Annotated in this window: 17 protein-coding genes; 6 read left to right on the forward strand and 11 right to left on the reverse strand. The window is 60.0% G+C overall.

The window, feature by feature from the left end; translation table 11 throughout:
• Positions 1–9: 9 nt before the first annotated feature.
• From G6K99_RS20525 to G6K99_RS20550, 6 genes are all read right to left on the reverse strand, one after another.
• Complete coding sequence (locus tag G6K99_RS20525; RefSeq protein WP_174197911.1) at positions 10–1605, reverse strand: GMC family oxidoreductase; 1596 nt, start codon at positions 1603–1605, stop codon at positions 10–12.
• A 13-nt stretch (positions 1606–1618) separates the two neighbouring features.
• Entirely contained in the window at positions 1619–2617 is a 999-nt protein-coding gene (locus G6K99_RS20530) for a branched-chain amino acid ABC transporter permease (protein WP_174197700.1), read from the reverse strand.
• 15 nt (positions 2618–2632) lie between these two features.
• Positions 2633–3520, reverse strand: coding sequence for a branched-chain amino acid ABC transporter permease (locus G6K99_RS20535; RefSeq protein WP_062459730.1), 888 nt, complete (start codon positions 3518–3520; stop codon positions 2633–2635).
• A gap of 97 nt (positions 3521–3617) precedes the next feature.
• The gene (locus G6K99_RS20540) at positions 3618–4322 is read right to left on the reverse strand and encodes an ABC transporter ATP-binding protein (protein WP_062459733.1); all 705 of its coding nucleotides are present in this window, start codon (positions 4320–4322) and stop codon (positions 3618–3620) included.
• The gene (locus G6K99_RS20545) at positions 4322–5104 is read right to left on the reverse strand and encodes an ABC transporter ATP-binding protein (protein WP_174197701.1); all 783 of its coding nucleotides are present in this window, start codon (positions 5102–5104) and stop codon (positions 4322–4324) included. Before G6K99_RS20545 ends, G6K99_RS20540 begins: the two co-directional genes overlap by 1 nt.
• Positions 5105–5107: 3 nt before the next feature.
• A complete protein-coding gene (locus G6K99_RS20550; protein ID WP_062459739.1) occupies positions 5108–6322 on the reverse strand; it encodes an ABC transporter substrate-binding protein in 1215 nt (404 codons plus the stop codon).
• A gap of 212 nt (positions 6323–6534) precedes the next feature.
• On the opposite strand from G6K99_RS20550, the gene G6K99_RS20555 reads away from it, so the two are divergent.
• On the forward strand, positions 6535–7455 hold the full coding sequence (locus G6K99_RS20555; RefSeq protein ID WP_174197702.1) for a LysR family transcriptional regulator: 921 nt from the start codon (positions 6535–6537) through the stop codon (positions 7453–7455).
• Positions 7456–7532: 77 nt separating this feature from the next.
• On the opposite strand, the gene G6K99_RS20560 is transcribed toward G6K99_RS20555, so the two are convergent.
• A complete protein-coding gene (locus tag G6K99_RS20560; RefSeq protein ID WP_174197703.1) occupies positions 7533–9812 on the reverse strand; it encodes an FdhF/YdeP family oxidoreductase in 2280 nt (759 codons plus the stop codon).
• A gap of 283 nt (positions 9813–10095) precedes the next feature.
• On the opposite strand from G6K99_RS20560, the gene G6K99_RS20565 reads away from it, so the two are divergent.
• From G6K99_RS20565 to G6K99_RS20580, 4 genes are all read left to right on the forward strand, one after another.
• Complete coding sequence (locus G6K99_RS20565) at positions 10096–11007, forward strand: ABC transporter substrate-binding protein (protein ID WP_062578000.1); 912 nt, start codon at positions 10096–10098, stop codon at positions 11005–11007.
• A 68-nt stretch (positions 11008–11075) separates the two neighbouring features.
• On the forward strand, positions 11076–12242 hold the full coding sequence (locus tag G6K99_RS20570; protein ID WP_174197704.1) for an ABC transporter permease: 1167 nt from the start codon (positions 11076–11078) through the stop codon (positions 12240–12242).
• Positions 12239–13177: an ABC transporter ATP-binding protein gene (locus tag G6K99_RS20575; protein WP_174197705.1), complete on the forward strand. Its 939-nt coding sequence runs from the start codon at positions 12239–12241 to the stop codon at positions 13175–13177. The genes G6K99_RS20570 and G6K99_RS20575 overlap by 4 nt, the downstream gene beginning before the upstream one ends.
• Positions 13174–13923: an ABC transporter permease gene (locus G6K99_RS20580; protein ID WP_092663031.1), complete on the forward strand. Its 750-nt coding sequence runs from the start codon at positions 13174–13176 to the stop codon at positions 13921–13923. Before G6K99_RS20575 ends, G6K99_RS20580 begins: the two co-directional genes overlap by 4 nt.
• Positions 13924–13956: 33 nt before the next feature.
• Here the strand turns inward: G6K99_RS20580 and G6K99_RS20585 are convergent, their stop codons facing one another.
• The 4 genes from G6K99_RS20585 to proV form a co-directional block, all read right to left on the reverse strand.
• The gene (locus tag G6K99_RS20585) at positions 13957–14217 is read right to left on the reverse strand and encodes a helix-turn-helix domain-containing protein (protein ID WP_174197706.1); all 261 of its coding nucleotides are present in this window, start codon (positions 14215–14217) and stop codon (positions 13957–13959) included.
• A gap of 78 nt (positions 14218–14295) precedes the next feature.
• Positions 14296–15168, reverse strand: coding sequence for a glycine betaine ABC transporter substrate-binding protein (locus G6K99_RS20590; protein WP_174197707.1), 873 nt, complete (start codon positions 15166–15168; stop codon positions 14296–14298).
• A gap of 67 nt (positions 15169–15235) precedes the next feature.
• Positions 15236–16126, reverse strand: coding sequence for a proline/glycine betaine ABC transporter permease (locus tag G6K99_RS20595; RefSeq protein ID WP_174197708.1), 891 nt, complete (start codon positions 16124–16126; stop codon positions 15236–15238).
• Between the two features lie 88 nt (positions 16127–16214).
• Positions 16215–17447, reverse strand: coding sequence for a glycine betaine/L-proline ABC transporter ATP-binding protein ProV (proV, locus tag G6K99_RS20600; RefSeq protein WP_062459769.1), 1233 nt, complete (start codon positions 17445–17447; stop codon positions 16215–16217).
• 708 nt (positions 17448–18155) lie between these two features.
• Between proV and G6K99_RS20605 the strand changes: the two genes are divergently transcribed.
• On the forward strand, positions 18156–19334 hold the full coding sequence (locus tag G6K99_RS20605) for an amidohydrolase family protein (RefSeq protein WP_202048839.1): 1179 nt from the start codon (positions 18156–18158) through the stop codon (positions 19332–19334).
• Positions 19335–19351 lie beyond the last annotated feature (17 nt).

The raw sequence follows: 19351 nt of genomic DNA on the forward strand, positions 1-19351 counted from the left end.
AGTCCCCCCTTACCGATTGTCCGCCAAGATCATCGCCGCCGCCTTTTCGGCAATCATGATCGTCGGAGAATTCGTGTTGCCCGATGTGATGGCGGGCATGATTGATGCGTCGGCAATTCTCAGCCGGCCGAGTGCTCTCATTTTCAGTCGCGGATCGACGACGCTATCGGGATCCGACCCCATCCGGGCCGTGCCCACGGGATGGAAAATCGTCGTTCCTATTTCGCCGGCAGCGCGCTCCAGATCTGCATCCGTGTCGTACGCCGGTCCCGGCTTGTATTCTTCCGGCTGGTAGCGGGCGAAAGCAGGCTGCGCGACGATGTTGCGGGTCAGCCGGATCGAACTTGCCGCGACACTGCGGTCGGCAGCTGTCGAAAGATAGTTCGGCCGGATCGCCGGCGCTGCTGCAAAATCCGGGCCTTTCAGATGCACGGAACCGCGGCTTTCGGGGCGAAGATTGCATACGCTTGCGGTGATTGCCGGAAAAGCATGAACCGGATCCCCGAAGCGGTCCAGCGAGACCGGTTGGACATGGTATTCGAGATCAGCCGTTTCCTTGTCCGGACCCGACCGGGTAAAAATCCCGAGCTGGCTTGGAGCCATGGACATAGGTCCTGAGCGTTTCAGCGCATATTCCAGCCCGATCGCAGCCTTGCCGAGCCAGCGAGAGGCTTTCTCGTTCAGCGTCGGCACGCCGGTGACCTTGTAGACCAGCCGTAGCTGCAGGTGATCCTGCAGGTTTTCGCCGACCTGTCGCACCTCCTTGACCATCTCGACCCCGGCGTCCGCCAGAACCTCGCCGCGTCCGACGCCTGAGAGTTCGAGCACATGCGGCGTCCCGATCGCGCCGGCCGAAAGCACCGTCTCGCGCCGGGCATGAGCCACCTGCGACACGCCATTCTGCTGGAACTCGACGCCTTTCACCTCACCGGTTTCGATGATCAGGCGGCGGACATGCGCCTTGGTGAGGACGCGTAGGTTCGGCCGCTTCATCGCGGGCCGCAGAAAGGCCTTGGAGGTGTTCCAGCGAATGCCCGAACGCTGGTTGACGTCGAAATAGCTTGAGCCTTCGTTGTCGCCGCGGTTGAAATCCTCGATCATCGGGATGCCCGCCTGTTCCGCCGCCTTGCGGAAACTGTCGAGCACCGCCCAGTGCAGACGCTGCTTTTCGACCCGCCATTCGCCGCCTTCGCCATGCAGATCGTCGCCGCCCTTGTAGAAGTCCTGGCTCTTGCGAAACAGCGGCAGCACGTCGTCCCAGCCCCAGCCGGCACATCCCATCTGCCGCCATAGGTCGTAATCGCGCGCCTGGCCGCGCATATAGATCATGCCGTTGATCGAGGAGCAGCCACCGAGCAGCTTTCCGCGCGGATAAAACAGGGAGCGGCCGTTGAGGCCTTTTTCCTTTTCGGTGGCAAAACACCAGTCGGTGCGCGGGTTGTTGATGCAATAGAGATAGCCGACCGGGATATGCACCCAGTGATAGTTGTCGGTCCCGCCGGCTTCCAGCAGCAGCACGCTGTTGCGGCTATCGGCCGAAAGGCGGTTCGCAAGAACGCAGCCGGCGCTTCCGGCACCGATGATGATGTAGTCGTAGGTTTCCATGATCTTCAGCCAATCAGCGGCGATGCTCGAAGCCCAGTTTTCGGCCAAGCCGCGAGGCGTAGAATTCCCCGATCAGGCCGCGCCGGAAGAGGAGGACGCAGACCATGAAGACCACGCCGGTGATGATCGTGACGGGAAATTCCGAGGTCGCGAGGTAGTTCTGCAACGCCACGACAAGCCCGGCGCCAAAGATCGGTCCGATCAGCGTGCCGATGCCCCCAAGCAGCGTCATCAGGATCACCTCGCCGGACATCTGCCAGCCGACATCGGTCAGCGTCGCGAACTGGAAGACGAGCGCCTTGGTTCCGCCGGCAAGCCCGGCAAGCGCCGCCGACGTGACAAAGGCGCCGAGCTTGTAGCGGGATACGGAATAGCCGAGCGAGATGGCGCGCTGCTCGTTTTCGCGGATCGATTTGAGGATCATGCCGAAGGGCGAGTTGATGAACCGCCAGATGATCGCCATGCCGATCAAGAAGACGGCCAGCACGAAATAGTACATGTTCGTCGTTTCGCTGAGATCGATAAAGCCGAACAGGTGGCCGCGCGGCACGGACTGGATGCCGTCTTCGCCATGCGTGAATTCCGCCTGCAGGCAGAAGAAGAAGAACATCTGCGAAAGCGCAAGCGTTATCATCGCAAAGTAGATGCCCTGCCGTCGAATGGCAAAGAAGCCCATGATCAGGCCAAGCACGGCCGCTCCGAATGCGCCGACGAGAATGCCGAGTTCCGGCGACAGACCCCAGACCTTTACGACATGGGCAGTAAAATAGGCGGCTCCGCCGAAGAACGTCGCATGGCCGAAGGACAACAGGCCCGTGTAACCCAACAGCAGGTTGAACGCGCAGGCAAATAGCGCAAAGCACAAAAGCTTCATCAGAAAGATCGGGTAGAAGAACAGCGGTGCAACAAGGAGCAGCACCAGTCCCAACCCGATGAAGATCGCGTAGGTTTTCGTGGCTGTGCCCGATCTCTCGATGCGCGGCGGGGCAGCGGTGTGGATGATGTCGCTCATCTCTGGCATCCTTCCCTAAACATCCCGGCCGAAAAGACCGGCTGGCCGCAGAAGCAGCACGATCGCCATGATCACGAAGATCACGATGCTCGACGCTTCCGGATAAAACACTTTCGTCAGGCCCTCGGCGATGCCGAGCATGTAGCCGGTCAGGATCGCACCCATGATCGATCCCATGCCGCCGACGACGACGACCGCAAAGACCACGATGATGATGTTGGACCCCATCAGCGGCGAGACCTGGTAGATCGGCGCCGCCAGAACGCCGGCAAAGGCGGCAAGGCCCGCGCCGAGCCCGTAGGTCAGTGTCAAAAGCACCGGCACGTTGACGCCAAACGCCTGCACCAGGATCGGGTTTTCCGTGGCTGCCCGCAAATAGGCGCCGAGCTTGGTCTTTTCGATCAAAAGCCAGGTGCCGATACAGGCGACCAGGGAGACGACCACCACCCAGCCGCGATAGATGGGTAGGAACATGAAGCCGAGATTGGTGCCGCCGGCAAGCTGCGTCGGAACCGAATAGGGCTGGCCCGACGAACCGTAGAGATACCGGAACGTGCCCTCGATGGTGAGCGCCAATCCGAAGGTGAAGAGCAGGCCGTAGAGGTGGTCCAGTTTGTAAAGCCGTGACAGCAGGAAGCGTTCGGTAATTGCTCCGAACAGGCCGACGACGAGAGGTGCGAGAACGAGCGCGAACCAGTAGTTGATGCCGAAATACTGCAGCATCAGCATGGCAACGAAAGCGCCGAGCATATACTGCGCGCCGTGGGCAAAGTTGATGACCCGCAGCAACCCGAAGATGACCGCAAGACCGAGGCTTAAGAGTGCGTAGAAAGAGCCGTTGATCAGGCCGATCAGGAGCTGTCCGAGGAAAGCCTGGAGCGGAATGCCGAAAATCATGGTCATGGTGCGGCGCTCCTGGCGTCGTCTGATTTTACCGAAATTGGACGCGAGCGCGTTGCCAGGTCGTCCGTGCGGTGATCCGTTTGCATTACGACCATGCTCAAACCCCCAGAACCTTGTGCAGCATGTCCATCCTCTCCGGCAGTTCGCCGACCGGGAAATTTGCCACCATTTTTCCGTGGTCCATCAGGTAGAACCGGTCAGCGACGCGGCTTGCGAAGCGAAAATTCTGTTCGACCATCAACACCGTCATGCCGCGGTCCTTGAGCGTCTTCAGCACTTCGCCGATGCGCTGCACGATGACAGGCGCAAGCCCTTCGGTCGGCTCGTCGAGGATGAGCAGTTTTACCCCGGTGCGCAGGATGCGGGCGATCGCCAGCATCTGCTGTTCGCCACCGGAGAGCTTCGTGCCCGGGCTGGAGCGGCGTTCGTGAAGGTTCGGGAATAGTTCGTAGATCTCGCTGAGTGGCATTCCCCCTTGCGCAACGACCGGCGGCAGCATGAGGTTTTCCTCGACGGTCAGCGTCGAGAAGATACCACGCTCCTCAGGCACAAAGCCGAGACCCGCATGGGCGGTTCTGTGCAATGGAACCCGCGACATGTCCTGGCCGGAAAAGAGGATCTCGCCGCGGCGTTCGCGGATGATGCCCATGATCGTGCGCAGCGTCGTGGTCTTGCCGACGCCGTTGCGACCGAGAATGGTGATGGTTTCGCCCTCATGCACCGTCATGTCGACGCCGTGCAGGACGTGGCTTTCACCATACCAGGCATTGAGATTGGAAACCTGAAGCAGGGGTTGCGCCATCATGCTTCCTCCGTGCCCATGTAAGCGGTGCGGACGCGCGGATCCTGGCTGACCGTCGCGTAATCGCCCTCGGCCAGAATTTCGCCGCGCTGCAACACCGTGACGTGGTGGCAGATATCGGCAACGACGGAGAGATTGTGCTCCACCATCAGCACCGCACGGGTCTTCGCCACTTCGCGGATGATGGCGGACACGGTGCCGATATCCTCCTGGCCCATGCCGGCCATCGGCTCGTCGAGCAGCAGCACTTTCGGATCGAGTGCCAGCGTCGTTGCGATCTCCAGTACCCGCTTGCGACCGTAGGAAAGGTCGGCAGCCAGCGCGTTTCGCTCGCGTTTCAGCCCCACAGTCTCGATCAGCTCGTCGGCGCGGGCATCCAGCCGGTCGAGCGAGGAGAGCGGCAGCCAGAACTGTGTCGACAACCCGCTCGGACGCTGCAATGCGACGCGGACATTGTCACGCACGGTCAGATGCGGAAACACGGCCGAGATCTGGAACGAGCGGACCAGCCCCATCCGCGCCACCTTGTCGGGTGGCAGTTTCGTGATGTCGGCGCCCATCAGCGTGATCGAACCGGCGGTCGGCTGCAAAAACTTGGTGAGCAGATTGAAAACCGTCGTCTTGCCGGCGCCGTTCGGACCGATCAGCGCATGGACACTGGCGTCGTGAACATCGAGATCGACATTCTTGACGGCTGCGAATGCTCCAAAGCTCTTCGACAGGCCACGGGCGGACAAGACCACCCGTGGCTGCTCGTTAGTCGAGATCGATGCGACTGCCATCGCTCACTTCACCAGCTCGCAACCGGCCTTGGCCGGGTCGAGATAGGCCTCCTTGCCGGGAATGGTGGCAAGCACGTTGTAATAGTCCCACGGCTCCTTGCTTTCGTCAGGCTTCTTTACCTGCAGCAGGTACATGTCGTGGATCATTCGGCCGTTGGCTCCGACCGTGCCGCCGCGCGCGAAAAAGTCGTCGACCGGCATTTCATGCAGAGCTTTGGAAACCGCATCGCTCTCGTCCGTACCGGCCTTCTGCACGGCTTTGAGATACTGCGTCACGGCAGAATAGGTGCCCGCATGAACCATGTTCGGCATCTTGTTGGTCCGGGCAAAAAACTTCTTGGCAAACTCGCGGCTCTTGTCGTCGAGGTTCCAGTAATAGCCTTCCGTTAGCGTCAGGCCTTGTGCTGCCTCAAGTCCGAGCCCGTGCACTTCGGCCAGCGTGAACAGGAGCGCCGCCAATTTCTGACCGCCTTGGACAATACCGAACTCGGCCGCCTGCTTGATCGAGTTGGCCGTGTCGAGACCGGCATTGGCAAGCCCGATCACCTTCGCGCCTGATGACTGCGCCTGCAGCAGGAAGGATGAGAAATCCTGGCTCGACAGGGGATGCCGCACCGAACCGACGACCGTGCCGCCATTGGCCTTCACGTAGTCGCTGGTCTGCTGCTCCAGGGAATAGCCGAAAGCATAGTCCGCGGTCAGGAAAAACCAGCTGTCACCGCCCTGCTTGACCATCGCACCGCCTGTGCCGACCGCAAGCGCATGGGTATCATATGCCCAGTGGAAGCCGTAGGGCGTGCAGGACTTGCCCGTGAGATCAGTGGTCGCCGCACCGGTGTTGATGGTGATCTTCTTCTTGTCCTTGGACAGCGCCTGGACCGCGAGACCGACCGACGACGTCGTCAGGTCCATGATCGTATCGACCTGCTGGGTATCGTACCACTGGCGGGCGATGTTGGAGGCGATGTCGGGCTTGTTCTGGTGATCGGCGTCGATGACCTCGATCGGAACATCCAGAACCTTGCCGCCAAAATCCTCGACCGCCATCTTTGCAGCCTCAACGGACGACTTGCCGCCGAAATCGGAATACACGCCGGACTGGTCGTTCAGGATACCGATCCTGACCTTGCCGTCGGATGCAGTTTGGGAAAATGCAGTGCTGCTGGCGAGCAATACGGCCAGCGGTGTAACAACGGACGCCACAAACGTCTTTCGCATAAGGTCTCCTCCCAGAGATAACAGCGCGCGAATCTGTTCAAATTTGGCGGGCCACCCTCCTCAAAGCAGCCCCTCCTGTGGGTATGGTCGAGTAAAACGAACGTTGACGCAAGGAGGAGCGCGCTATTAATTGCAAACAGCCTCTGTTCAATTTTGAACAGACACGTGACAGCGTTTGAACAAATAGGGACATTGGAGCGCTAACCGCCGACATGACAGCCAGCCCGAACTTCACCTGGGACGACCTTCAATATTTCCTGGCCGTCGCCCGAACCGGGCAGCTTTCCGTCGCGGCCCGGCAATTGCGCACCAGCCATGCCACCGTATCGCGCCGCATCGACCGACTGGAATTCAGTCTCCGGATAAAGCTTTTCGAGCGCAATCCGCGCGGCTATGTCCTAACGGGAATTGGACAACGCTTCATCGAAGCGGCGGAACGCATGGAGGCGGAAGCGGACCGGTTACAGATGGATATCTTCTCGGGGAGCGCTGCTCACCAGGGCGTCGTCCGTCTCAGTGCTCCGGAAGGAATTGCGAACTTCTTCCTCGCGCATCAGATCGGCGATTTCACCGTCCAGCATCCCAATCTCTCGCTCGAGCTGGTGACGATCCAGCAGATCATGTCCTTGTCGCGCAAGGAGGCCGACATTGCCATCTCGCTCGATCCGCCGAAGGGCGGACCCTACGAAATCGAGAAGATCACCGACTATCGGCTGAACATCTACGGCGCAAAATCCTACCTGTCCGAGCGACCGGAGATTAAAAGCCGCGACGACCTGCTGCTACACCCGTTCATCGGCTACATCCAGGATATGATCTTTGCGCCGGGACTGGACTATCTTGGCGACGTCCATCCGGGAATCCGGCCGCGGTTTCAGAGCTCAAGCATCTCGGCGCAACTGACGGCGACGCTTCAGGGCCAGGGACTCTGCATCCTGCCGCATTTCATTGCGCGCCGTCAGCCGGATCTCGAGCTGGTGCTGCCCCGCGAGGTGCAGTTGACCCGGCACTACTACCTGGTCCGTCACCGCGACATGAGCCGCATTCCCCGTGTACGTGCCGTCGCCGACTACCTTTTGGCGGTCGTGCAGAACAATCGAGATGCGTTTCTTGGCGAAATTGAAAGCGCCTAAGCAGAACGAAGTGTGCCCGCCAAACCGGGTTTACCTGGCGTGGCGGGCACTGTACCGGACGGTACTCGCTTTCGGAATCAGTGGCTGACGATTTTTACCGGGATTGCCTTGGACGCCGGCGTCTTGGACATCTCGTCGTGATGGTCGATTGCGTTCAGCACGTTGCATTCGGGGTAGTACCCGCCGATCGTGCCGCGCGGAAGCTTGTGCGCTCTGACCGTCAGCCCGCTAAGTTCGCGATGTTTGCCGTCTTCGAAGTCACTGACGAGCGATACGACCTGACCTTCCCGAAGTCCTGCTGCAGCGATGTCTTCCGGACACATTAGAAGCACGTCTCGCGTACCCTCAATGCCGCGGAATCGATCCGAATAGCCATAGATCGTTGTGTTAAACTGGTCGTTGGATCGCATCGTGATCAGCCGGAACCGACCAGGCGCATCCTCGAACGACAACGCGTTGAGCTGATGCGGCGTTGTAAAGACCGCTTTCTTTTCCTCGGTATTCCACTTCCGTTCGTGTGCATCATTGCCGCGATAAAAGCCGCCGGGCTCGAACATGCGCTGGTTGTAATGCTTGAAGTCGTCGGGGTAGGTTGCCTCGATGAGATTGCGAACGAGGCTGTAGTCCCGCGTCCATTCGTCCCATTTCAGCTTCGGGTTATGGTCGAGGGTTGCCTTGGCGATGCCGGTCACGATTGCAAGTTCGCTCTGGAGTTGCTTGGATGCCGGCGTGCGCTTTCCGATCGATCCGGAAATGTGGGAGAAGCTGTCTTCCGTCGTGACGGACTGATTTCCGGTCGCCTGCATGTCGATCTCGGTTCTGCTGAGACATGGCAGGATCCAGGCCTCCTTGCCCGGAAACAGATGGCTGCGGTTGAGCTTCGTCGAGACCATGACCGTCAGCTCCTGCTCGGCCCAGACCCGCTCCATATCGACCTGATCCGGCACGGCTCGAAGCAGATTGCCGCCGAGTGAGATCGTGGCGCGAATGGTTCCTGCCATCATGCCTTTGACCGCATCGACGATGTGCGTTCCGTCCTCGGTCGGAGGATCGAAATCGAACAGTTCCTTCAGTTTGTCCATCGGGATGAGCTTGGTCTTTTCGGCGATGCCGACGGTCCGCTGGCCCTGAACGTTCGAGTGGCCACGCACCGGACAGCAACCGGCACCCTCGCGGCCGATATTGCCGCGCAGGAGAAGAAGGTTGACTAGCATCGCGATGTTGAGGCCGCCCTGCGAGTGCTGGGTCAGTCCCATTCCATAGACGCCGATGACGCGCTTGGCGGCAATATAAGTCGCGCCTGCCTCGCGCAGATCAGCCTCCGTGAGCCCGCTTTCACGCACAATGTCCGACCAAAGAGTATCGCGAACGCATTCGATGAACTTGTCGAAGCCCGTCGTATGCTCGGCGATGAAATCGACATCGAGAACACGCGCCCGGCCAGCGGCAACCGCTGCATCATCGGCCTCGACGACGGTCTTACAGAGACCCAGCATGGCAGCGACGTCACCACCGGCCTGCACCTGCAGATACTGATCGGATATCTTGGTCTCATTGCCCGTGACCATGTCGAGCGGATTTTGCGGGTTCACGAACGACACGAGACCCTGCTCGATGACAGGGTTGAATGTGACGATCTTCGCGCCGCGCTTTTTGGCTTCCTGCAGCGGATGCAGGAAACGTGGACTGTTGGTGCCCGGGTTCTGGCCGAAGAAGAAGAAGGCGTCGGTCTTTTCCAAATCTTCCCATACGATGGTTCCGACCGGCGAGCCGATGACCTTGGTGAGGCCGACGGACGTCGTCTCGTGGCACATGTTCGAGCTCTGCGGCAGGTTGTTGTTGCCGTAGGCGCGTGCCAGCAAGGCATAGAGGTAGGATGCTTCCAGTCCGGCATGGCCGGACGAATAGAAGACTACGCTCTTCTTCTCCAGGCGCTTTAGCGTTGCGCCGATCTTTTGGAACGCCTCGTTCCAGGTGGCCTCTACGTATTGTCCGGTCGCGTGGTCGAAGCGGAGAGGATGGGTAAGGCGACCTGTCATCTCCAGATCGTGGTCTTTCCAGCCCTTCAGCTCCTCCACCGTATGCTTCTTGAAGAAATCAGGTCCGCAACGGGAGTTGGTCAGGTCCCACATGGTGGCCTTGGCACCATTCTCGCAAAACTCGAAGGGGTGATAGTTCTTGGGCTTTGGCCAGGCGCAGGAGACGCACATAAATCCGCCCGGCTTGTTTTGGCGAGACAACGTTTCGAGAAACGCTGGTGGAGGCGAACTCTCGCCGTAGATCCGGAAAATCGACTTTACCGAGCCCCAACCACCTGCAGGGCCTTTGCCTTCAGGATTGCTGATGTTGTCTGCCATGGGTGGGCCTCCGAAATGTTCGCTGAAAGGGATGCTAGGGGCGGCATCGACATAACTCGAAGAAGGCGCGATCGTTCCTCCCGCCGGGCAGTCGTTTCCGAGCGGCTGTCGGATCCGGAGACGGCATACGGCCTCGGTTTCAGGACGAGGCATACCGCAAATGACCGACGTGACGTTGCTCCACTATTCTTCTTGAACCGGCGGCATATATAGGCGTTTGCGTCCGGACGATTGCGGTTGGGCGCGCGAGGCAAGACTAGTTGTAAACAGGGAGATACCGGCCGTGCACCTGCCCAAGATCGTGATCGGAACCATATTCGCCATTGCCGCATCTGCGGCCACGGCATCGGCGCAAGTCGTCGTATCATCAAAGATCGATACCGAGGGCGGCGTCCTCGGCAACATCATTTTGTCCATCCTGAACGCAAACGACATCAAGACGACGGATCGCGTTCAGCTCGGCGCCACACCTGTCGTGCGCAAGGCGATTACCGCTGGCGAAATCGACATCTATCCGGAATATACCGGCAATGCGGCGTTCTTCTTCGAAAAAGCCGAAGACCCGGCCTGGAAGGATGCGGCAAAGGCCTATACTGAGGCCAAGAAGCTGGATTACGATGCAAACAAGATTGTCTGGCTGACCCCGTCTCCGGCAAACAACACCTGGGCGGTCGCCATCCGCAAGGAAGTCGCGGACGAAGGCAAGATCAAGACCTTTAGCGAATTCGGCTCCTATGTTGCTGGCGGCGGTAAGGTCGTTCTGGCTGCCTCCTCGGAATTCGTCAACTCGGCTGCAGCCCTTCCGGCCTTCCAGAAGACCTACGGCTTCACGCTGAAGTCCGACCAGCTGATCACGCTGTCCGGCGGCGACACCGCTGCCACGATCGCAGCAGCTGCAAACCAGACCAACGGCGCCAATGCGGCGATGGTCTACGGCACGGACGGTGGCATTGCGCCATCAGGTCTCGTCGTTCTGGAAGACGACAAGGGCGTCCAGCCGGTCTACCAGCCGGCTCCGATCATCCGTGAAGCGGTTCTGAAGGAGCATCCGCAGATCGAAACGCTTCTGAAGCCGGTCTTCGAAAAGCTCGATCTTGTGACGCTCCAGGAGTTGAACGGTCGCGTACAGCTCGGTGGCGAACCGCCGAAGGCCGTTGCCGAAGACTTTCTGAAGAAGAACGGCTTTCTGAAGTAACACTGTCTGCTTGATGCGTTCCTCCCGAAAGGGAGGGATGCATCATCCGGGGGCCAAGGAGGATCGGATTGAAGCTTCGCCTCGATAAGCTGGGTGTCGTCGTGGCGCTGCTGGCGGTCTACGCTGCCTTCTTCGCGCCCCTCATGATTTTCCGTCCCAACCGGATCGTGCCGGGGCAGGGGAAGTCTCTCTGGGAATCCCTGCCGCCATCCACGTCGATCTCCTTCGTCGTCGTTATCAGCGTCGCGATCCTCATCACACTCTTCAAAACACCTCTTTATCTGAGGCTGTCGGCTGCGGCGGCCGTTCTCGCGGGACTGGCCATCTCCGTCGGTTCCGCCGCGTCGTTTCTGACGCCGGACGGCAATACCTATGCTCGTGTTTCGCCGGCCTCCGGTGCCTGGCTGTTGATGCTTGCCTTCGCTCTGCTCGCCGCCGATGCGATCGCCAGACTGCGGCCAACACCCGTCGTTCGGATCGCCTTGCTGGCGGTCAGCCTAGCGGGCATCGCGCTCGTCCTGTCTTCGGGTCTCTGGGACGGACTTTCCATCATCAGGGAATATGCGGGCCGCGCCGACGTCTTCTGGCAGGAAGCGGGAAAACATGTGACATTGGCGATCGGATCGCTGATTGCTGCCGTCGTCGTCGGTCTTCCCCTCGGCGTTCTTGCCCACCGAGTCACGTCCTTGCGTGCCGGCATTCTCAACACGCTGAACTTCGTCCAGACGATCCCGTCGATTGCCCTGTTCGGCATTCTCATCGCGCCGCTCGGCTGGATCGCCATCAACGTGCCGGGTGCGGCCGCGATCGGCATACGCGGCATTGGCGCTGCACCCGCGTTCGTGGCGCTGTTCCTCTACTCCCTGTTGCCTGTTGTCGCCAACACCGTCGTGGGACTCGAAGGCGTGCCCCGGGAAGCAAACGAGGCGGCCCGCGGAGTCGGCATGACCGGGCGCCAACGCCTGTTCGGCATCGAACTGCCGCTCGCCATGCCCGTCATCCTGACCGGTATCCGCATCGTTCTGGTTCAGAATATCGGGCTTGCGACCATTGCGGCCCTGATCGGCGGCGGCGGGTTCGGCGTCTTCGTCTTCCAGGGCGTCGGCCAGACGGCAATGGATCTTGTGCTCCTGGGCGCCGTACCCACCGTCGTGCTCGCCTTCACCGCAGCCACCGTATTGGACGCACTCGTCGAACTGAACGCCCCTGTTGGCACTCGAGGCAAAGCCGCATGATCGAAATCGAGACCCTCACCAAGCGTTACGGCGACAATACGGTTGTCGACACAGTGACTATGACGATCCAACCGCGCACGGTAACGGTCATTGTCGGAACGTCCGGCTCCGGCAAGACCACGCTTCTGCGGATGATCAACCGGCTCGTGGAACCGACCTCTGGAACCATCAAGCTCGACGGCGTCGACAATCGCGACCTGCCGGGGTTCGAACTGCGGCGCAGGATCGGCTACGCGATCCAGGGACACGGGCTTTTTCCGCATCGAACCGTCGCGCAGAATATCGCCACTGTTCCGGGTCTGCTTGGCTGGGACCGGCCCCGCATCGACGCCAAAGTAAAAGAGCTGCTCGAACTCTTCCAGCTCGACCCCGCCGATTTCGCGGCGCGTTTTCCGCATGAACTCTCCGGCGGGCAGCAACAGCGCGTCGGCGTGGCACGCGCTCTTGCGGCTGAACCCAACGTGCTCCTGATGGATGAGCCGTTCGGCGCTCTCGACCCGATCATTCGCGCCAAGGCCCAGCAAGACCTTATCAGCATTCAAAAAGTGCTAGGCACGACCATCGTTCTCGTCACGCACGATATGGACGAGGCCTTTCATCTGGCGGACCGGATCGCGGTGATGGACAAGGGCAGGGTCGTTCAATACGGCGCGCCTGTCGAACTGGTTCGACAGCCTGCGACCCCGTTCGTCGAGACGCTGATTGGCGATACGGAGCGGCCGTTCCGGCTCCTGTCGATGCAGACTATCCGTGAGGCCCTCGAGCCCAAACAAGCGACAGGGGAACCACTGTCCGAAGACATGAGCCAGCGAGAAGCGCTGTCAAAGCTTTTGTGGACGGGACAGCAGGCATTGCCTGTTCGCGCATCCGATGGGCGGATCATCGGCTCTGTTTCGGTCGAAGGACTTTCGAAGCGCGCGGCGGGTCTGGCATGAGAGCGTGGCTTCCTCTCATGCTGCGGGCGTTACTGCTCGTTCTTCTGCTGACGTTCCTGCTGATGCCCGAATTGTTCGATCCCATCCTGCGCCCACTGGTTCAGCAGAATGCGCCCGCGATCTACAATCAGGGAAGTCTTCTGACACTGACGCTTCTGCATTTGAGGACGGTCGCCATCGCCACGACAGCAGCGATTCTTGTGGCTGTTCCCATGGCAGTTCTCGTGACGCGGCCGATCGGCGCCGAGTTTTTGCCGCTCTCGCGGGGCCTCGTGAATATCGGGCAAACCTTCCCGCCAGTAGCGGTGCTGGCGCTCGCGGTTCCAACGCTGGGCTTTGGTGAAAAACCGACGCTCGTCGCGCTCTTTCTCTACGGGTTGCTGCCGATTTTTGAAAACACACTGACGGGGCTGACGACCCTTCCGCCCTCCGTCATGGAGGCAGCGCGGGGGACAGGCATGACCGGGTTGCAGCGGCTGTTCAAGGTCGAGCTGCCGCTCGCCACACCCGTCATCCTCGCCGGTATCCGTCTGTCAGTCGTGATCAGTCTCGCCACGGCCACGATCGGTTCGACCGTTGCCGCAAAAACCTTGGGCGAAGTCATCATCGCCGGCCTGCAGGCCAACAATCTCGCCTTTATCCTGCAAGGCGGCCTGATCGTCGGCGCTCTTGCGATCCTCATCTACGACACGCTCTCCGCCGTCGAGCGGGTTGCAGCTCGTCGTACGGGCCTGAACGTGCGGTAATTCCGCTTCTGGTAGAGCTTCAACGCTGACAGTCTAGCTGTCCCACTTCGGCCCGACACCGCGGCCGGTGATCAACCAGCCGAAACTTACCTGCAGGGAGCGTGCGACGATCTCGAGATCGGTTGCGATCGGTGCGTCACGGTCGTTCTCCCAGGCCTCCCAAACACTCCGGTCAACACCGGACATGTGGGCGGCATCATCTACCGAAAGATCAGTCGCGTCGCGTGCCAGCGAGATACGCCCGCCGAGCGTATCGCCGGTAGCCTGGTCGAGATCCGTTCCGTCAATAAACATCGTCTGCTCCTAACAACTGGACGCTGGCATCAAGTAGCAAAAGGGCTCCGCGGATAACCGCGAAGCCCGAGGCCTATGTCAGCCTTCTTCTCCAACCCAGGCCTTGACCTGATCCGGATGGTCCTTGATGTATTTTGCGACCGCTTCGTCGTAGGACGTCTCCTGCGCGGTAAACATCCCCGCTTCGAGATCAGCGATCGGCAGCTTCATGCGCGAGAGGAAGCCGGCAACCTTCGGATTTTCGGTCTTGAAATCCTTGCGGGCGAGAACGTCGACATGCTCTGCTTCACCCAACGATTTCTTGGGGTCGGTCAGGTAACGAAGCTTGTACTTGCCGAACATCCAATGGGGGCTCCAGGACGTGGCGACGAACCACTTTTCGCTGCGCATGGCGCGATCGACCGTCGTCAGCATGCCCGCCTCACTGGAGATCTGCAGCTTGTAGTCGTCGAGACCGTAATCCTTCACGGCCTTTTCTGACAACCGAGTCAGACCTGCTCCCGGATCGATGCCCTGCACGATGCCGGAAAGCTTCTTCTGCACTTCAGGCTTCTTCAGATCCTCGATCGAAGCGATCTCGCTTTCCGGGATATAGGCCGGAACGACCCAGCCCAGCTTTGCGCCATCATAGACGGTACCGAGCGTTTCGACCTTGTCCTTCACCTTGTCGTAATAGTCCGCATGGGTCTGCGGCAACCAGGCCATCATCATCGCGTCGAGATCGCCGCGGCTGACACCCTGGTAGAGCGGAGCGACATCGGACTGTACCAGCTCGACTTCCGTGCCGAGTTCATCCTTGATGAGCTTGGCGGCGAGCTTGGTGACAAATTCAGCATCGGACCAAGCGGACCAGCCGATCTTTACCGGCTTGGCGTCCTGCGCCATCGTTGCGGTCACAGATCCACCGATGAGGGTGGCGGCGAGCCCGAGGGTTGCGAGGGTCTTGAACATGTAGTCTCCTTTTTGGGAGGTTTGCAATTGCGGGTTCATCACCCGCACGGTTCGGCGAAGGACTGGATCAGGCGGTTGCCGTCACCATGTCCTCACGCTCGTTTCTCTTGGAAAGCGCGCGCCAGAGGGCGTTCGGCTTTCTGGATTTCTGGCCGAGGCTCTGGGTGATCCGGTCGAGAATGACGGCCAGGATGACGACGGCAAGACCGCCCTCGAAGCCTGTGCCCACATCCAGGCGCTGGATACCGGTCAGGACCGTGTTGCCGAGCCCGCCGGCGCCGATCATCGAAGCGATGACGACCATCGACAGCGACAGCATGATCGTCTGGTTGATACCGGCCATGATCGAGGGCAGGGCATTGGGAAGCTGGATCTTGAACAGAAGCTGCGTCGAGGTGCAGCCAAACGCGTTGCCTGCCTCGATAAACTCGTGATGTACCTGGCGGATGCCAAGATTGGTCAGTCGCACGACAGGCGGCATTGCAAAGATCACCGTGGCGATGGCACCCGGTACCGCTCCAAGCCCGAAGAACATCGCTGCCGGAATGAGGTAGACGAACGCCGGCATGGTCTGCATCAGATCGAGGATGGGCCGGACGATGGCTGCGACACTATCCTTGCGCGCCATGGCAATGCCGAGCGGCAGGCCGATGATCATCGCCATCAGCGTGGACGCGATCACCAGGGAAAGCGTCTCCATCATGGCGCTCCAAAGACCCATGTGGTCCACCAGCCAAAGTGCGATGCCGGTCAGCAGGCCGAAGCCGAGGCCGACCCGCCAGAGGGATAGCGCGACAAAGATGGCAATGCCGACGGGCATCGGGAGCGCAAGCAGCGCATCCTGGATCGTCCCGGTCACAAAGCCGATCGCCGACGCGATCAGATCGAGAAAGGGGGAGAAGTTGTCGAGGATGTAGTTGACGGCTGTATCGATGCCGTCGCCGATGTTGAAATTCATGTCTGTCTCCGGTTTCTGGCCGGCTACAGCGCCGCCTGCATCGTGGACCGGCAGGGCGCTGCAACAATTCTAAGGTCGTGAATGGAAATCAGCTGGCGCGGTCGAGCGTTTCGAGCAGCGTCGTTTTGCTGATCGATCCGAGATAGCGCTTGGCGTCATCGATGACGGGGACCGGCCAGGCGCTGGCGGCGACCGTGCCGAGAACGTTCGACAGCGGTTCGTCGGCTGCGATTGTCTCGATCCCGGTGAGAAACGCTCCGCGGTAGGGATCATCCGCCTTGGCGCGCAGCTTTTCGACAAGCGATGTCTGGCTGACCATTCCCTGGTAGGTCTTGTCGCGACCAAGAATGATCGCGTATTCGCGGTCGAAGTGCTTCATGCGTTCGAGTGCGGCGGCGGCCGATACACCCTGACGGTCGATGATCGTGACCTGGGTCTTGCGGGCAACATCGCCGGCCTTGAAGACATGGCTGACATCAACATTGCGGAAGAAGGAGCGGACGTAATCATTGGCCGGGCTCATGACGATTTCGTCCGGCGTGCCGACCTGAATGACGCTGCCGTTCTGCATGATGCAGATACGGTCGCCGATCCGCATGGCTTCGTCGAGATCGTGGCTGACGAAGACGATCGTGCGGCTTTGTTCGGACTGAAGACGGACCAACTCGTCCTGCATCTCGGTCCGGATGAGCGGGTCAAGTGCCGAGAAGGCTTCGTCCATGAGAAGAATGGTCGGTTCACTGGCCAACGCACGGGCAAGGCCGACGCGCTGCTTCATGCCGCCGGACAGCTGATCCGGAAGGCTGTCCTCGTAACCGTCGAGGCCCACGGCCTTCAAAGCAACGAGAGCCTTCTGCCGACGCTCGGCTTCGTTGACGCCTGCGACCTCGAGACCGAAGGAAGCGTTGTTGAGCACGGTACGGTTGGGCAGAAGCGCGAAGGACTGGAACACCATGCTGATATCGCGGCGCCGCAGATCGATCAGTTCCTTGCGCGACATCTGGGTGATGTCACGCCCGTCGATTTTTATCGCACCGGATGTCGGCTCGATGAGCCTGTTCAGCAGACGAAGGAGGGTGGATTTTCCGGAGCCGGACAGGCCCATGATCACGAAAATCTCGCCAGCCTTGATCTCGAAGCTCGCGTCGTTGACACCGACGGAGCAACCGGTCGCTGAATGGATTTCGGATTTTGTCTTGCCGGCGCGGATCATGTCCAAGGCCTTGTCAGGCCGCTCGCCGAAGATTTTGTAGACGTTGTTTAGACTGATCTTGGTCGGTGTCGCTTCGAGCGGCGCGTCATTTTCAGTTGCATAAGCCATTAAAAATTTGGCCCGGGCTCGGTAGCGCGGGCATTCTCCTAGACAGTCGGATCTACTCTACGGCGGAAGCATAGGCTTTCCGGCCAGAGGTCGTCCGTGTATTTTATTTGGGCGATATAGCCATCGCCGGCGAAGAACCAATCCGATCAGCGTATCGCGAGGATTGTATCAAGTCAGACGTCACGCACTAAAAGCGCGCTCAGACGCACATTCGTTATGCGCATCTGCAGCCCGTCCATGACCTGTTTGTAGAGCGGGAGATGTGGATGTCCATCAAAAAATCCAATTTACATGGGCCGGAAAACCTCCCGAGGCGGGCTCATCCATCGCAGATCCACTGCATCAACGAGCATCTCGCCCTATCGAACCCGGATTTCAGACCGGCCATCACGAAACCGTGAAACAATGAAAATCTTGCTCTAGCCCAAATTGCGAACGTCCAGACTTGTGAGCCAGTGAGCTAGACTGCGCCGCGCAATCGTCCCAACAAGCCGATTTCCGGACCGTTACACCCAACGCAACTCCCCGCAGCCGCTCTGAGAAACACTCGCGTTGCAATGCGACATGGGATATTTGCATTGTTGGGTGATGGGCGGGTAACGACGTCTGGTCTTTGTGAAGCGGTTTACTCAGCGTGGTCTCATGAGCGTTGTCGGGCAGAGTACTTTTATCATCGACAATCTGAGATTAGCGGACGGTCGCCAAGGCATGTCGCTGAGTGTTTCGAACGGCGTGATAGTCGCGATCGGAGAGCAGACCGCACAGCTATCGTCGCCGCGTCTCGATGCTGGAGGGGTGCTGATCCTGCCGGGACTGACGGATGCGCATGTCCATCTCGACAAGGCGATGATCCTTGGCCGCTGCCCGCTGTGCGAGGGGACCCTTGCTGAAGCCGTTCGGCTGACGGCGCAAGCGAAACGCAGCTTTACCGCAGAGGATGTCGAAGCGCGCGGCGCGCAAGTCTTGGAATTGGCTGTGCGTGCGGGTACGCAGCGCATGCGCAGCTTCGTCGAGGTGGATCCACGCGCAGGTCTTCGAAGTCTGGAAGGTCTGCTGCGGCTGAAGCGCAGATGGTCGGGTCTCATCGACGTCCAGCTTTGCGCCTTCGTGCAGGAAGGCCTGACCAACGAGCCTGAAACCATCGACCTTCTTCACGAAGCCATGAAGATGGGTGCGGATCTGATTGGCGGATGTCCTTATACGGACCCTGATCCCGTTGCCCATGTCGAGCTCATCTTCGGCCTTGCCCGTCGTTACAACGTTGATGTCGACTTCCACGCCGACTTCGATCTCGATCCCGGAAATTCCATTTTGCCCGAGATCATCAGGCAGACCGAAGCCTTCGGCTTGGGTGGGCGTGTCACTGTCGGCCATGCAACGAAGCTTGCAGCCTTCGACCCTGACGAGCGTGAGAGGATGGCGCGGAGCATGGCCGAGGCCGGTATCGCTCTCGTCGTCTTGCCCGCGACAGACGCGTTTTTGAACGGATCGCGCGACAACCCGATGCGGCCGCGCGGGATCGCTCCGGCAGCCCAGATGAAGCGCTTCGGGGTGGATGTCGCGCTCGCCACCAACAATGTGCAAAACCCGTTCACACCGTACGGCGACGCCTCACTGCTTCGGATGGCAGGCCTCTACGCCAATCTCGATCAGCTCTCGACGGCAGCTGATATGCACAGCGTTTTCGAGATGGTGTCGACAGATGCGGAGAAGATCACGGGGATGCTGGCGCCACCGATCGCTGTGGGGGCGAAGGCCGAATTCATTCTTGTTGCCGCAGAAACGGCCGAAGATGCGATCCGCCGCAACGCGCCCGTCGTCGCCGCTGTCAAACGCGGCGTGTTGCGACTATGGGCGCCTCTTGCGCCTTTGATCATTCCGGACTGAAACTTTCCTTGTCCCGA

It is taken from the genome of Neorhizobium sp. AL 9.2.2 (assembly GCF_013317225.1).
GTDB lineage: Bacteria > Pseudomonadota > Alphaproteobacteria > Rhizobiales > Rhizobiaceae > Neorhizobium > Neorhizobium soli.